We start from the raw sequence: 14,163 nt of genomic DNA on the forward strand, positions 1-14,163 counted from the left end.
CTGGGGGGCGCCGGTGCCCCCCGCTGTTGTGGAGGTAATCTATGTGCGAACTGCTCGGGATGAGCGCCAATGTGCCAACCGATATCTGCTTTAGCTTCACCGGGCTGGTTCAGCGCGGTGGAGGAACCGGGCCGCATAAAGACGGCTGGGGCATTACCTTCTACGAAGGCAAAGGATGTCGCACGTTCAAAGACCCACAGCCCAGCTTTAACTCACCGATTGCCAAACTGGTGCAGGACTATCCCATTAAATCCTGTTCGGTGATCGCACATATTCGCCAGGCAAACCGCGGCGAAGTGGCGCTGGAAAATACCCATCCCTTTACCCGCGAGCTGTGGGGCCGTAACTGGACCTACGCGCACAACGGGCAGCTTACGGGCTATAAATCTCTGGAAACGGGCAACTTCCGTCCGGTGGGCGAAACGGACAGCGAGAAGGCCTTCTGCTGGCTGCTGCATAAGCTAACGGAACGTTATCCGCGCACGCCCGGCAATATGGCCGCCGTATTCAAATACATCGCGACGCTGGCGACGGAATTGCGTGAAAAAGGCGTTTTCAATATGCTGCTGTCAGACGGGCGTTACGTGATGGCGTTTTGCTCCACGAATCTTTTCTGGATCACGCGCCGCGCGCCGTTTGGCGTCGCCACGTTGCTCGATCAGGATGTGGAAATTGATTTTCAGAAGGAGACCACACCGAACGATGTGGTCACCGTCATTGCAACGCAGCCGCTGACGGGCAACGAAACCTGGCAAAAGATCATGCCAGGCGAGTGGGTGCTATTTTGCCTCGGGGACCGCGTAATTTGACGCAAGCTGCGGCTGAACCACTTCGTAGCTGAGCGGTTTACTCACCACGTAACGGCCATTGACGATGGATACCACCGGCGGCTTATGGGTCTGCTCGAAGTAGTCATAGCCCGGTTTTAGCTGTTTCCAGAAGTCCGTGTACACAGAGTACTTATGGCGCGCCATGTTGGCATCCGTCATACGGAACGGATAAATGCTGACCTGAACATTCGGCTGACCAAAGACCAGAGCGCCGGTGACAAACTGGAAAATCTCATCAATGCCGGAATCCGTCATCGCATAACAGCCGACAGACACGCAGGCGCCGTGGATCATCAGGTATTTACCCTCGTAACCGTGAGCGCGGTCGAAGGCATTAGGGAAACCGATGTTAATCGCTTTATAGAAGCGGCTGTCCGGTTTTAGCTGGTTACGCTGAACGTTATAAAACCCTTCCGGACTTTTGAAGTCGCCCTGACGCTGTTTTGGCCCCAGCCCGCCAGAGTAGTTACAAATTTTGTAGCTATCGAGCAGCTGATACGTCTCGCCCATTTTGACAAACAGATCGAGTGTGCGCTCTTCCTTGAAGATTTGAATATAAACCGGGGACCCCATCAACTGCTGTTTATATTCTTTGCTGACCGGCGTCGTTGAACTGTTACTGCTGAGCAGCCCGGCAAACGACATGCACGGTATCAGAAGCATCGCAATGAACAATGCGATTTTACGCATACTACTGGTTCCTTGATAAAACAATGACCAACTTGCCAGAACGGCAAAAGACACCCGAAATCAGACTAATCTGGACAGGAGCGCTCACATTAGCACCGATGGAGATTTTCGCAAGAGCCAACCTTTGCGTTTACAAATTAGTTTTACTTTATAACCCATTCAAATTGCCGTGACTCCAGGAACTTTGCGCAATAGCTCGCATTTCGGCGCGCCAGACGGCGGATTTGCTGCCCTTGCAGGGGCGGGAAATGGTACACTCCGGCCACTCTGGATTGTTGTTCATGGATACCTGCTAACCACATGTTTAGAATCAGAAAAGGACTCGATCTGCCAATCTCTGGCGTGCCTGAACAGCACGTAACAACCGGCGCCAGTATTCACCATGTCGCTCTTGTGGGTGATGATTACGTGGGCATGCGTCCTGCGATGCTGGTACAGGAAGGCGATCGCGTAATAAAAGGCCAGGCTCTTTTCGAGGATAAAAAAAATCCTGGCGTTATGTTTACAGCCCCTGCCAGCGGCACCGTCGTGGCCATCCATCGTGGTGAGCGTCGCGTCCTGCAATCGGTCGTTATTCAAATTGAAGGTGACGAAAAACGCGAGTTTGCGCGTTTTGACGCCGCCGATCTCGCTACCCTCAGCCACGACGCGGTGCAGACGCAACTGCTGGAGTCCGGTCTGTGGACGGCGCTTCGCACGCGTCCCTTTAGCAAAACGCCCGTGCCAGGCACCGTACCCGCCGCTATCTTCGTCACGGCCATCGACACCAACCCGCTCAGCGCGGATCCGCAGCCTATTATCCTGGCCGAACGAAAAGCTTTCGATGCCGGTCTCACCGTGTTAACGCGCCTGACGCCGGGCAAAGTGCATGTCTGCCAGGCCAGCGGCGGCAAGCTGGGCGGGCATCCGCAGGGGCAGGTCGCTTTTAATGAATTTGCCGGCCCGCACCCGGCCGGGCTGGTGGGAACGCATATTCACTTCCTGGAGCCGGTGAGCCTGACGAAACAGGTCTGGCATCTCAATTACCAGGACGTTATTGCTATCGGTAAGCTGTTCACCACGGGTGAGCTGTGCGCGGAACGCATTATTGCCATCGGTGGCCCTCAGGCAACCCAGCCGCGTCTGGTTCGCACGCTGCTTGGATCAGATTTAACTGCGCTGCTGGCTGGCGAAACGAAAGAGGGCGAAAACCGCATTATTTCCGGTTCGGTGCTAAGCGGCAGGCACGCGACAGGCCCGAAGGCCTGGCTGGGGCGTTTCCATCTTCAGGTGAGCGTAGTGCTTGAAGGGCGCGAGAAAGAGCTGTTCGGCTGGGTGCTGCCTGGCGCGGAAAAATTCTCCGTGACCCGCACCACGCTGGGCCACTTCCTGCGTCATAAGCTGTTTAACTTCTCCACCAGCACGAACGGCGGCGAGCGCGCCATGGTCCCGATTGGCAACTACGAACGCGTTATGCCGCTGGATATTCTGCCTACCGTGCTGCTGCGCGATCTCCTGGCCGGCGATACCGACGGTGCCCAGGCGCTGGGCTGCCTGGAGCTGGACGAAGAAGATCTGGCGCTGTGTACCTATGTGTGTCCAGGTAAATACGAATACGGACCCGTGTTGCGCGAGGTGTTAACCCGCATTGAGCAGGAAGGATAACCATGGGCTTAAAACACCTCTTCGAAAAAATTGAGCCGCATTTTACCGAGGGTAAGCTGAAGAAGTACTACCCGCTGTATGAAGCGACAACGACTATTTTCTACACCCCTGGGCTGGTGACGAAAGGCGCGGCGCACGTTCGCGACGCTATCGACCTCAAGCGAATGATGATTCTGGTCTGGTTTGCGGTCTTCCCGGCGATGTTCTGGGGGATGTATAACGTTGGATTGCAGACGATCCCGGCGCTGCACCATATGTACGATGCAGAGCAGCTGGCGCAGGTGATTCAGTCTGACTGGCACTACCGTCTGGCGCAGTCTCTTGGCGTAAGCTTTGCGGCAGATGCCGGCTGGGTCAGCATGATGACGCTGGGCGCCGTCTTCTTCCTGCCGATCTATATGACCGTCTTTATCGTGGGCGGTTTCTGGGAAGTGCTGTTCGCCATAATCCGCAAGCATGAGATCAACGAAGGTTTCTTTGTTACCTCTATTCTGTTTGCGCTGATTGTTCCGCCCACGCTACCGCTCTGGCAGGCGGCGATGGGGATCAGCTTTGGCGTGGTCATTGCCAAGGAGATCTTCGGCGGGACCGGACGTAACTTCCTCAACCCGGCGCTGGCGGGGCGCGCATTCCTGTTCTTTGCCTACCCGGCGCAAATCTCTGGCGACCTGGTGTGGACGGCTGCGGACGGATTCTCGGGCGCAACGCCACTTTCACAGTGGGCGGCAGGCGGCGAAACGCTGGTCAATAATGCCACCGGCCAGCCTGTCACCTGGTTTGATGCGTTTATCGGCAATATTCCGGGCTCTATCGGTGAAGTGTCTACCCTGATGATCGTGATCGGCGGGGCCATCATCCTCTTTGGCCGCGTGGCCTCCTGGCGCATTGTCGCAGGCGTCATGCTCGGGATGGTACTCACCGCCACGCTGTTCAATTTCATTGGTTCAGACACTAACCCGATGTTCTCCATGCCGTGGTACTGGCACCTCGTGCTGGGAGGCTTTGCGTTTGGCATGATGTTCATGGCCACCGATCCCGTCTCGGCTTCGTTTACCGACAGGGGTAAATGGTGTTACGGCGCGCTCATTGGGGTGATGTGCGTACTGATTCGCGTGGTCAACCCGGCCTATCCGGAAGGGATGATGTTGGCCATTCTGTTTGCCAATCTGTTTGCGCCGCTGTTCGACTACCTGGTCGTGCGCGCCAACATTAAGCGGAGGAAGGCGCGTGGCTGAAATCAAAAATAACGACAGCATCAGCAAAACGCTGCTGGTGGTGCTGGTACTGTGCCTGGTCTGCTCCATTGTCGTGGCGGGCTCTGCCGTAGGGTTGAAACCGCTACAGCAGGAACAACGCGCGCTGGATAAACAGCGTAACATCCTGGCCGTAGCCGGGCTGATGCAGGAAGGCATGACGAAGGATGACGTCGCGGCCGTATTTGCCGAACGCATTACCGCCCGGCTGGTGGATTTAAAAACCGGCGAACTGATGGATAAAGACCCGGCGAAATATAACCAGGCGCTGGCGTTAAAGGATCCGCAGATGAGCACCGTGCTTGACGCCTCGCAGGATCCGGCTGGCATTAAGCGCCGCAGCAATGTCGCGGAGATATACCTCGTTCGTGACGAGCAAAAGCGCATACAGGAAATCGTGTTGCCCATCTACGGCAACGGCTTGTGGTCAATGATGTACGCCTTTGTGGCGCTGGATACCGATGGCCGCACGGTCAAAGGCATTACTTATTACGATCAGGGCGAAACGCCGGGGCTGGGGGGCGAGGTTGAAAACCCTAACTGGCGCGCGCAGTTTGTCGGTAAAAAAGTGCTCGACGACAACGGCCAGCCTGCGCTCAAGGTGGTGAAAGGGGGCGCACGTCCCGGCGATGAGTTCGCCGTTGACGGTCTTTCCGGCGCCACGCTCACCTCTAACGGGGTGCAGCACAGCTTTGATTTCTGGATGGGTGAACTGGGCTTTGGTCCCTTCCTGAAGAACGTACGTGAAGGAGCGCTGAACAATGGCTGATACGTGTGAACTGAAAGAAGTTAAAAAGGTGCTGATTGGCCCACTGTTAGCCAATAACCCGATAACGCTTCAGGTGCTGGGCGTGTGCTCGGCTCTGGCGGTGACCACCAAGCTGGAAACGGCGGTGGTGATGACGCTGGCGGTAACGCTGGTGACGGCGTTCTCCAGCATGTTTATCTCAATGATTCGCCACCATATTCCCAATAGCGTGAGGATCATCGTCCAGATGGCGATCATTGCCTCGCTGGTGATTGTGGTCGATCAGCTCCTGCGCGCCTTTGCTTATGAAACCTCGAAGCAGCTTTCGGTGTTTGTCGGCCTGATTATCACCAACTGCATCGTGATGGGGCGTGCTGAAGCCTATGCGATGAAAATGCCGCCTCTGGCAAGCTTTATGGACGGTATCGGCAACGGGCTGGGTTACGGCGTGATCCTGCTGACGGTCGGTTTCCTGCGCGAGCTTATTGGCAGCGGCAAGCTGTTCGGCATTCCGGTGCTGGATACGGTACAGAACGGCGGCTGGTATCTGCCGAACGGCCTGTTCCTGCTGGCCCCAAGCGCATTTTTCATTATCGGTTTGCTGATCTGGCTGATTCGTACGTTGAAGCCTGAACAGCAGGAAAAGGAGTAACCGACAATGGCTCATTACCTGAGTTTATTTGTGCGCGCGGTGTTTGTTGAAAACATGGCGCTCGCGTTCTTCCTGGGCATGTGTACGTTCCTTGCCGTTTCTAAAAAGGTCTCGACGGCATTTGGCCTGGGCGTGGCGGTCACCGTTGTGCTGGGGCTTTCCGTTCCGATTAACAACCTGGTGTTCAACTTCGTGCTGCGCGATGGCGCGCTGGTGGAGGGCGTTGATCTCAGCTTCCTGAACTTCATCACCTTTATCGGAGTGATTGCGGCGCTGGTGCAAATCCTCGAGATGATCCTCGATAAGTATTTCCCGTCGCTGTACAACGCGCTGGGGATTTTCCTGCCGCTGATCGCCGTGAACTGCGCCATTTTTGGCGGTGTTTCATTTATGGTTCAGCGCGATTACAACTTCAGTGAATCGGTTGTGTATGGCTTCGGCTCCGGTATCGGCTGGATGCTGGCGATTGTCACCATGGCGGGGATCCGTGAAAAAATGAAATATGCCAACGTGCCTGCGGGACTTCGTGGCCTAGGGATCACCTTTATCACCACCGGCCTGATGGCGCTGGGCTTTATGTCCTTCTCCGGTGTGCAGCTATAAGGGCTAACAGATGGAAATTATTCTTGGCGTGGTGATGTTCACGCTGATAGTACTGGTGCTGTCAGGGCTGATTCTGGCGGCGCGCGCAAAGCTGGTTAATTCCGGGGATGTGATCATTGATATCAATGACGATCCACAAAACCAGATCCGCACTCCGGCAGGGGATAAGCTGCTTAATACGCTCTCGGGCAACGGGATTTTTGTCTCGTCAGCCTGCGGTGGAGGCGGCTCATGCGGGCAGTGCCGCGTGACGGTGAAAGAGGGTGGCGGTGATATTCTGCCAACGGAACTGTCGCATATCACGAAGCGTGAAGCGAAAGAGGGCTGCCGTCTGGCGTGTCAGGTCGCGGTGCGCCAGAACATGAAGATTGAGCTGCCGGAGGAGATCTTCGGCGTGAAAAAATGGGAGTGCGAAGTTATCTCTAACGATAACAAAGCTACGTTCATTAAAGAGCTCAAGCTGCGCGTTCCCGAAGGGGAGAGCGTCCCGTTTCGTGCGGGTGGTTATATCCAGATTGAGTGTCCGGCACATACCGTAGCGTATGCGGACTTCGACGTGCCGGATGAGTACCGGGCCGACTGGGATAAGTTTAATCTCTTCCGCTTTGTTTCCGAGGTAAAAGAGCCCGCGCTACGCGCCTATTCCATGGCTAACTACCCGGAAGAGAAGGGGATCATTATGCTCAACGTGCGTATCGCCACGCCGCCGCCGAATGTGCCCGATGCCCCGCCGGGCGTGATGTCGTCGTATATCTGGTCCCTCAAGCCTGGCGATAAGGTGACGATTTCCGGTCCGTTTGGGGAGTTTTTCGCTAAAGATACCGATGCGGAAATGGTCTTTATCGGCGGCGGCGCGGGTATGGCGCCGATGCGTTCGCATATTTTTGACCAGCTCAAACGACTTGGCAGCAAGCGCAAGATCAGCTTCTGGTACGGCGCGCGCTCGCTGCGCGAAATGTTCTATGACGATGAGTTTGAACAGTTGGCGCGTGATAACCCTAACTTTACCTTCCACGTGGCGCTATCCGATCCGCAGCCGGAAGATAACTGGACAGGCTACACGGGCTTCATCCACAACGTGCTGTATGAAAACTACCTCAAACAGCATTCGGCACCGGAAGACTGCGAGTTCTATATGTGTGGTCCGCCAATGATGAACGCCGCCGTGATTAAGATGCTCAAAGATCTGGGCGTGGAAGATGAGAACATCATGCTCGATGATTTCGGAGGCTGATTATGTTGACCTTTCTGGCGACCTTTGCAGTGTTTGTGCTGGTGATATTCGGGATGTCTTTAGGCTGGATCATCAAGCGTAAAAGCATTCAGGGCAGCTGTGGAGGCATCTCTTCCATCGGAATGGAAAAAGTTTGCGACTGTCCGGAACCGTGCGATGCGCGGAAAAAACGAATGGCCCGGGACCAGCAGAGGATCATCTAAAAAAAGGCCGCTTCGTGCGGCCTTTATCATTTATTTTGCCCAGCTTTTGGCTTTAGCTGGTGAGCCTACAAGAACCCCTTCGGCACCCAGTGTTTTCGCCTTCTGGTAATCCTCTTCAGAGTTCACGCCGATAAAAATCAGATGGGCATTGCCCTGAGAGCGGAAGCAGTCCACGGACTCTTTGTCCCACGTTAACGTTGCGGGGGAAACACCTTCGCCTAAGGTGAATTTCTCTACCACCTCTACTTTTCGGTTTAACTCAAGCCCATACCAGTAATCGTCCATTTTTTGGGAAGGCGGCAGGCATTCGTGGCTCAATGACACTGTGGCCAGCCGTGTACGGGTTTCGCTGCGCGTGACAAAGCGGGGGATTTCGACAGGCAATGCTGCCATATAGCGATCTTCGGTTGAATAAACGCGAACACGATTCAGGCTGTTGGTCTCTTTCAGTACGTTAAGCAGCTTGCTGCCCATTGTCGCCGGATCGGCATCCGGAGATTTGATATCAATAAAAAACCGCGTGTCTGGCCAGGCCGTCAGTACCGACTTGAGCGTAGGTACTGACGTATTCAGCATGTCTTTCGCCAGGCCCTTATCTTTCCATTTTACGCTGGCATCCGCCTTTGCCAGTTCTTCAGCGGTAAACTGTGATACTTTTCCCTGCAAGCTGGTTAACGCTTTCAGGTCAGCTGGCCGATACAGAACCGGCACGCCATCCCGACTAAGCTGCACGGTTATCCAGACGATATCGGCTTTATTTTCGAGCGCGAGCTTAATTGCAGGCAGGGTGTTTTCAGGGGCATCCGCCGTACCCCCCCGGTGAGCAACGATCTCGGGATGAGCCGATGCCGCACACGCCAGAAACAGTAACGACACCGAAAATATTTTCCTCATCAATGATAACCCTCTATGTATTTTCTTTAAATATATGAATATAAAGACTTTATTTGGGTTATTTGTAACATGGATTTATGACAATCGTGAGAAAGGAAAATAGCTGACGCATTTTTTGCCTTTTGTTATACTGTATATAAATACATGTGTGGTGTAATCAATGCGCAAAATAATCCATGTCGATATGGACTGTTTTTTTGCCGCAGTGGAGATGCGTGACAACCCCGCGCTGCGGGACATCCCTATCGCCATTGGCGGCAGTCGTGTTCAGCGCGGTGTGATCAGCACCGCGAACTATCCTGCACGCAAATTTGGCGTGCGCAGCGCCATGCCGACGGCGATGGCGCTGAAGCTGTGCCCGCACCTCACCCTTTTGCCGGGGCGCTTTGAAGCCTACAAAGAAGCGTCGAGCCATATTCGTGAGATCTTCTCTCGCTACACTTCGCTGATTGAACCCCTGTCGCTGGATGAGGCCTATCTGGACGTCACCGACAGCCTGCACTGCCACGGCTCCGCCACCCTGATGGCGCAGGAGATCCGCCAGACTATCTTTAACGAGCTGAATCTGACGGCATCGGCGGGCGTCGCGCCGGTCAAATTTCTCGCCAAAATCGCCTCCGATTTAAATAAGCCCAACGGCCAGTACGTCATCACTCCGGAAGAGGTGCCGGCGTTTTTGAAAACGCTGCCCCTCAGCAAAATCCCCGGCGTGGGTAAAGTCTCCGCCGCGAAGCTGGAAAGTATGGGGCTACGCACCTGCGAAGACGTCCAGCGAAGCGATCTTGCCCTGCTGCTTAAGCGTTTTGGCAAGTTTGGCCGCGTACTGTGGGAGCGCAGTCAGGGCATTGACGACCGCGATGTAAACAACGAACGGTTGCGTAAATCGGTCGGGGTTGAACGCACGTTAAGTGAAGATATTCATGACTGGTCGGCATGTGAAACCATCATTACGGAACAGCTCTATCCAGAGCTGGAGCGACGGCTGATCAAAGTGAAACCTGATTTACTGATTGCCCGGCAGGGCATCAAGCTGAAGTTTAACGACTTTCAGCAGACGACGCAGGAGCACGTCTGGCCGCGCCTGAACAAAGAAGATCTTATCGCGACGGCGAAAAAGGCGTGGGAAGAACGACGAGGCGGGCGAGGGGTGAGGCTGGTGGGGCTGCACGTGACGCTGCTGGATCCGCAGCTGGAGCGTCAGCTGGTTTTGGGACTGTAGATTGCACTCATCGTAGGCCCGGCAAGCGTAGCGCCGCCGGGCAACAGACGACAAATTACTTCGCAGGGATCGCCTTCAGCAGTTCAGTCAGCAGCGTCCAGTAATGCCCAACGCTTTCAATGTGAACCTGCTCATCCGGCGAGTGTGGCCCGGTGATGGTTGGCCCAATGGAAACCATGTCCATGTCCGGATACGGTTTTTTGAACAGACCACACTCCAGACCTGCGTGAATAACCTGAATGTTCGGGGTGCTGTTGAACAGGCGCTGATAGGTTTCACGCACCAGTGCCATAACCGGAGAACTTGCATCCGGCTGCCAGCCCGGGTAGCTGCCTTTGGCAGACGTTTTCGCGCCCGCCAGGGTACCCAGAGATTCCAGCATGCTCACCACGTACTCTTTACCGCTGTCGATCAGGGAACGGATCAGGCAGATGATTTCCGCACTGTCGTCGCCCATGGTGACCACGCCCACGTTCAGAGAGGTTTCCACCACGCCTTTCGCGACGTCAGAGTTACGGATCACGCCGTTTGGCGTCGCGTTCAGCAGCTGAACAAACGTGTCACGAGACTGCGCGGTCAGCGCGGCTTTATCCGTCGTAACGGACTCCAGCACCACGGTCAGGTTTTTCTCTTTCTCAGACAGCTCGTTTTTCAGGATATCCAGATATGCGCTGGCGAGTTTTTTCAGCTCGTCCGCTTTCGCCGCGGGTACCGCCACGGTCGCGAAGGCTTCGCGAGGGATTGCGTTACGCAGGGTACCGCCGTTGAAGTCCACCAGGCGCAGATCCAGCTCAGCCGCGTGGCCCGCCAGGAAACGTGCCAGCAGTTTGTTGGCGTTGCCCAGGCCCAGGTGAATATCGCCGCCGGAGTGGCCGCCTTTCAATCCTTTCAGCGTCAGCTTGAAGGTTTCGAAGCCGGCAGGAACCGCCTCGCGGGACAGCGGCAGGGTAGAGATGAAGTCGATCCCGCCCGCGCAGCCCATGTAGATTTCACCTTCTTCTTCAGAGTCGGTGTTGATCAGAATGTCCGCTTGCAGCCAGTTCGCCTGAAGGCCGAACGCGCCGTCCATGCCCGCTTCTTCGGTCATGGTCAGAAGCACTTCGAGCGGACCGTGCTCGACGCTGTCGTCAGCCAGCACGGCCAGCGCGGAAGCCATACCAATACCGTTATCCGCGCCCAGCGTTGTGCCCCGCGCCTTCACCCACTCGCCGTCGATATACGGCTGGATCGGGTCTTTGGTGAAGTCGTGAACGGTGTCGTTGTTTTTCTGCGGAACCATGTCCAGGTGCGCCTGCAAGACAACCGGCTTGCGGTTTTCCATACCTGCGGTGGCAGGTTTGCGGATAAGAATGTTGCCAACCTGGTCACGCTCGGCGTGCAGACCTTTTTCCTTTGCCCAGCCCATAATATGTTCGGCAAGCTGTTCTTCGTGATAGGAAGGGTGCGGAATGGAGCAGATTTTGGCAAAAATATCCCACAGCGGCTGCGGAGATAATTGAGACAGTTCAGACACGATAGGTCTCCTTGTCGATGCGCTGCAAAACAATGTTGCAGGTCACAGGGTTAGCAGGTTGATTGTTACCACAAGACGGGCTTGCGAGATGCAACTGAGAATACCACTTTCTCCCGTGGCTGGTAGCATTAAGCATGTAAAAACTCAGGCTGTTGGCGCGTAACACTGGTTTTTAGTGCGTCAGATCTCTATAATCTCGCGCAACCTGGTTCACCCTCATTTTTTTTAAGCCGTATATAAACAGGCTGGGACACTTCACATGAGCGAAAAATACGTCGTCACCTGGGACATGTTGCAGATTCACGCACGCAAACTGGCTGCGCGTCTGATGCCTTCCGAACAGTGGAAAGGCATTATTGCCGTCAGCCGTGGCGGTCTGGTACCGGGGGCGCTGCTGGCACGTGAGCTGGGTATTCGTCATGTCGATACCGTCTGTATCTCCAGCTACGATCACGACAACCAGCGCGAGCTGAAAGTGCTGAAACGCGCGGAAGGCGACGGTGAAGGCTTCATCGTTATCGATGATCTGGTGGACACCGGCGGTACCGCGGTAGCCATCCGCGAAATGTATCCAAAAGCGCACTTCGTCACTATCTTCGCGAAGCCAGCGGGCCGCCCACTGGTTGATGATTACGTCATTGATATCCCGCAGGATACCTGGATTGAACAGCCATGGGATATGGGCGTGGTCTTCGTACCGCCTATCTCAGGCCGTTAATTTCAGTACGTAACTTTACACGCCCGGCTATGCCGGGCGTTGTTCTTTTTGGCCTGCCACGCGTTACAATGGTCTACATATGACGTATCCATGGAGGCAACGCAATGACGCAGGCGAATCTCACCGAAACTCTCTTCAAACCTCGTTTCAAGCACCCTGAAACGTCGACGCTGGTGCGTCGGTTTAATCCGGGAACAATGCCTGCTGTCCAGTCAGCGTTAGACGGTAAGAACGTGCCTCACTGGTACCGCATGATTAACCGCCTGATGTGGATCTGGCGCGGCATCGATCCGCGTGAAATTCTCGACGTACAGGCGCGTATCGTGATGAGCGAGTCTGAGCGCACCGACAGCGATCTCTACGATACGGTGGTGGGCTACCGTGGTGGGAACTGGATCTACGAATGGTCGAAGCAGGCCATGCTCTGGCAGCAGAAAGCGAGCCAGGAAGAGGACGCGGCGCTCAGCGGCAAGCACTGGCTGCATGCGGCAAACCTGTACAGCATCGCTGCTTACCCACATCTTAAGGGCGACGAGCTGGCGGAGCAGGCACAGGCGCTGGCCAACCGCGCCTATGAAGAGGCTGCCCAGCGTTTGCCTGGCCGGATGCGTGAAATTGAGTTCACCATTCCCGGCGGCAGCCCGGTAACCGGGTTCCTGCATATGCCGGAAGGCGAAGGCCCGTTCCCGACGGTTCTGATGTGCGGCGGTCTGGATTCGTTGCAAATCGATTATTACAGCCTGTATGAGCGCTACTTCGCACCAAACGGGATCGCCATGCTGACGCTGGATATGCCTTCGATCGGTTTTTCATCCAAGTGGAAGCTCACTCAGGATTCCAGTCTGCTGCACCAGCATGCGTTAAAAGCGCTGGAGAATATTCCGTGGGTGGACCACACCCGGGTGGGCGCGTTTGGTTTCCGCTTCGGCGCTAACGTGGCGGTTCGGCTGGCCTACCTTGAATCTTCCCGCCTGAAGGCCGTCGCCTGCCTTGGCCCGGTGGTGCATGCGCTGTTAAGCGATCCCGAGCGTCAGGGTAACGTTCCTGAGATGTATCTGGACGTGCTGGCGAGCCGGCTTGGCATGCATGATGCTTCAGATGAAGCGTTACGCATTGAACTTAATCGGTACTCATTAAAAACGCAGGGCTTACTGGGCCGCCGGTGCCCAACCCCGATGATGTCCGGCTTCTGGAAGAACGATCCGTTTAGCCCGGAAGAGGAGTCACGCTTAATCACGTCGTCATCTTCGGATGGCAAATTGCTGGAGGTACCCTTCAGCCCGGTGTACCAGAATTTTGACAAAGCGCTGAAAGAGATTACACGCTGGATCACGCAGAGATTGTGTTAATAGTTTGCTAAATTTCGTTGGTTTGGTAAAACAGTGCTTCACAAAAGGAGATCGCAATGACGTTACCGAGTGGACACCCGAAAAGTAGACTGATTAAGAAGTTCATGGCTCTTGGCCCGTATATTCGAGAAGAGCAGTGTGAAGAGAATCGCTTTTTTTTCGACTGCCTGGCTGTTTGCGTCAACGTGAAGCCTGCACCCGAAAAACGTGAGTTCTGGGGCTGGTGGATGGAAATGGAAGCACAGGAAAACCGTTTTACCTATAGCTATCAGTTTGGCCTGTTTAATAAAGACGGGTACTGGCAGGCGACGTCCATCAAGGATCAGGAAGTGATTGACCGCCTGGAACACACGCTTAAAGAGTTCCACGGCAGGGCGCGTGATTTGCTGGCCACCCTGGATCTGAAGCTGGAACCTGCGGATGATTTTTCCAGCGAAGCGGTGAAGCTGACCGCCTGATGATGTCACCGCGCCGGGTGGCGGCTACGCCTTGCCCGGCCTACAAGATGTACTTTCCTGTAGGCCCGGTAAGCACAGGGTATGAACCGGAAACATGGGTAACACTTTAGACCGGATACATGGGTAACAGTTATAACTGGCATAGAAGAGGAGAC

Annotated in this window: 15 protein-coding genes; 12 read left to right on the forward strand and 3 right to left on the reverse strand. The window is 55.2% G+C overall.

Annotated features, from left to right (window positions below):
• Positions 1–41: 41 nt before the first annotated feature.
• Entirely contained in the window at positions 42–809 is a 768-nt protein-coding gene (locus tag INF58_RS19690) for a class II glutamine amidotransferase (RefSeq protein WP_193528347.1), read from the forward strand.
• Here the strand turns inward: INF58_RS19690 and dpaA are convergent.
• Positions 780–1,520: a peptidoglycan meso-diaminopimelic acid protein amidase gene (dpaA, locus tag INF58_RS19695; protein ID WP_193528348.1), complete on the reverse strand. Its 741-nt coding sequence runs from the start codon at positions 1,518–1,520 to the stop codon at positions 780–782. The genes INF58_RS19690 and dpaA overlap by 30 nt on opposite strands.
• Positions 1,521–1,820: 300 nt before the next feature.
• Here dpaA and INF58_RS19700 point away from each other — a divergent pair, with 300 nt between their 5' ends.
• The 7 genes from INF58_RS19700 to nqrM are packed head-to-tail and all read left to right on the forward strand — an operon-like array spanning position 1,821 to position 7,857.
• Positions 1,821–3,164, forward strand: coding sequence for a Na(+)-translocating NADH-quinone reductase subunit A (locus INF58_RS19700; protein WP_193528349.1), 1,344 nt, complete (start codon positions 1,821–1,823; stop codon positions 3,162–3,164).
• Between the two features lie 2 nt (positions 3,165–3,166).
• On the forward strand, positions 3,167–4,399 hold the full coding sequence (locus INF58_RS19705; RefSeq protein WP_193528350.1) for an NADH:ubiquinone reductase (Na(+)-transporting) subunit B: 1,233 nt from the start codon (positions 3,167–3,169) through the stop codon (positions 4,397–4,399).
• Complete coding sequence (locus INF58_RS19710; protein ID WP_063869161.1) at positions 4,392–5,186, forward strand: Na(+)-translocating NADH-quinone reductase subunit C; 795 nt, start codon at positions 4,392–4,394, stop codon at positions 5,184–5,186. Before INF58_RS19705 ends, INF58_RS19710 begins: the two co-directional genes overlap by 8 nt.
• Positions 5,179–5,817, forward strand: a complete 639-nt coding sequence (locus tag INF58_RS19715; protein ID WP_193528351.1) for an NADH:ubiquinone reductase (Na(+)-transporting) subunit D — start codon at positions 5,179–5,181, stop codon at positions 5,815–5,817. The genes INF58_RS19710 and INF58_RS19715 overlap by 8 nt, the downstream gene beginning before the upstream one ends.
• A gap of 6 nt (positions 5,818–5,823) precedes the next feature.
• Complete coding sequence (gene nqrE, locus INF58_RS19720; protein ID WP_003863217.1) at positions 5,824–6,420, forward strand: NADH:ubiquinone reductase (Na(+)-transporting) subunit E; 597 nt, start codon at positions 5,824–5,826, stop codon at positions 6,418–6,420.
• Positions 6,421–6,430: 10 nt separating this feature from the next.
• Positions 6,431–7,654, forward strand: coding sequence for an NADH:ubiquinone reductase (Na(+)-transporting) subunit F (gene nqrF, locus INF58_RS19725; protein WP_193528352.1), 1,224 nt, complete (start codon positions 6,431–6,433; stop codon positions 7,652–7,654).
• Between the two features lie 2 nt (positions 7,655–7,656).
• Positions 7,657–7,857, forward strand: coding sequence for a (Na+)-NQR maturation NqrM (gene nqrM / locus INF58_RS19730; protein WP_063451766.1), 201 nt, complete (start codon positions 7,657–7,659; stop codon positions 7,855–7,857).
• Positions 7,858–7,887: 30 nt separating this feature from the next.
• Here nqrM and INF58_RS19735 read toward each other — a convergent pair whose 3' ends face one another.
• On the reverse strand, positions 7,888–8,751 hold the full coding sequence (locus INF58_RS19735; RefSeq protein WP_193528353.1) for a glycerophosphodiester phosphodiesterase family protein: 864 nt from the start codon (positions 8,749–8,751) through the stop codon (positions 7,888–7,890).
• A gap of 160 nt (positions 8,752–8,911) precedes the next feature.
• On the opposite strand from INF58_RS19735, the gene dinB reads away from it, so the two are divergent.
• Positions 8,912–9,970, forward strand: a complete 1,059-nt coding sequence (gene dinB, locus INF58_RS19740; RefSeq protein ID WP_063869155.1) for a DNA polymerase IV — start codon at positions 8,912–8,914, stop codon at positions 9,968–9,970.
• A 55-nt stretch (positions 9,971–10,025) separates the two neighbouring features.
• Here the strand turns inward: dinB and pepD are convergent, their stop codons facing one another.
• A complete protein-coding gene (gene pepD, locus INF58_RS19745; protein WP_193528354.1) occupies positions 10,026–11,483 on the reverse strand; it encodes a cytosol nonspecific dipeptidase in 1,458 nt (485 codons plus the stop codon).
• A gap of 259 nt (positions 11,484–11,742) precedes the next feature.
• Between pepD and gpt the strand changes: the two genes are divergently transcribed.
• The 3 genes from gpt to crl all read left to right on the forward strand — a co-directional run bounded on the left by gpt (position 11,743) and on the right by crl (position 14,008).
• On the forward strand, positions 11,743–12,201 hold the full coding sequence (gene gpt / locus INF58_RS19750) for a xanthine phosphoribosyltransferase (protein ID WP_003863205.1): 459 nt from the start codon (positions 11,743–11,745) through the stop codon (positions 12,199–12,201).
• A gap of 104 nt (positions 12,202–12,305) precedes the next feature.
• Positions 12,306–13,550, forward strand: coding sequence for an esterase FrsA (frsA, locus tag INF58_RS19755; protein WP_063869152.1), 1,245 nt, complete (start codon positions 12,306–12,308; stop codon positions 13,548–13,550).
• Positions 13,551–13,606: 56 nt separating this feature from the next.
• Positions 13,607–14,008: a sigma factor-binding protein Crl gene (gene crl, locus INF58_RS19760; RefSeq protein ID WP_063451761.1), complete on the forward strand. Its 402-nt coding sequence runs from the start codon at positions 13,607–13,609 to the stop codon at positions 14,006–14,008.
• The last annotated feature ends 155 nt before the right edge of the window (positions 14,009–14,163 follow it).

The sequence above is a fragment of the Enterobacter cloacae complex sp. P24RS genome, assembly GCF_014982165.1.
Lineage (GTDB): Bacteria > Pseudomonadota > Gammaproteobacteria > Enterobacterales > Enterobacteriaceae > Enterobacter > Enterobacter quasihormaechei.

What these genes read in the sequence shown, in the direction of transcription:
- INF58_RS19690 (WP_193528347.1), top strand. Translation starts at nt 42, where the DNA reads ATGTGCGAACTGCTCGGGATGAGCGCCAATGTGCCAACCGATATCTGC.
- dpaA (WP_193528348.1), bottom strand. Translation starts at nt 1,520, where the DNA reads ATGCGTAAAATCGCATTGTTCATTGCGATGCTTCTGATACCGTGCATG.
- INF58_RS19700 (WP_193528349.1), top strand. Translation starts at nt 1,821, where the DNA reads ATGTTTAGAATCAGAAAAGGACTCGATCTGCCAATCTCTGGCGTGCCT.
- INF58_RS19705 (WP_193528350.1), top strand. Translation starts at nt 3,167, where the DNA reads ATGGGCTTAAAACACCTCTTCGAAAAAATTGAGCCGCATTTTACCGAG.
- INF58_RS19715 (WP_193528351.1), top strand. Translation starts at nt 5,179, where the DNA reads ATGGCTGATACGTGTGAACTGAAAGAAGTTAAAAAGGTGCTGATTGGC.
- nqrE (WP_003863217.1), top strand. Translation starts at nt 5,824, where the DNA reads ATGGCTCATTACCTGAGTTTATTTGTGCGCGCGGTGTTTGTTGAAAAC.
- nqrF (WP_193528352.1), top strand. Translation starts at nt 6,431, where the DNA reads ATGGAAATTATTCTTGGCGTGGTGATGTTCACGCTGATAGTACTGGTG.
- nqrM (WP_063451766.1), top strand. Translation starts at nt 7,657, where the DNA reads ATGTTGACCTTTCTGGCGACCTTTGCAGTGTTTGTGCTGGTGATATTC.
- INF58_RS19735 (WP_193528353.1), bottom strand. Translation starts at nt 8,751, where the DNA reads ATGAGGAAAATATTTTCGGTGTCGTTACTGTTTCTGGCGTGTGCGGCA.
- dinB (WP_063869155.1), top strand. Translation starts at nt 8,912, where the DNA reads ATGCGCAAAATAATCCATGTCGATATGGACTGTTTTTTTGCCGCAGTG.
- gpt (WP_003863205.1), top strand. Translation starts at nt 11,743, where the DNA reads ATGAGCGAAAAATACGTCGTCACCTGGGACATGTTGCAGATTCACGCA.
- frsA (WP_063869152.1), top strand. Translation starts at nt 12,306, where the DNA reads ATGACGCAGGCGAATCTCACCGAAACTCTCTTCAAACCTCGTTTCAAG.
- crl (WP_063451761.1), top strand. Translation starts at nt 13,607, where the DNA reads ATGACGTTACCGAGTGGACACCCGAAAAGTAGACTGATTAAGAAGTTC.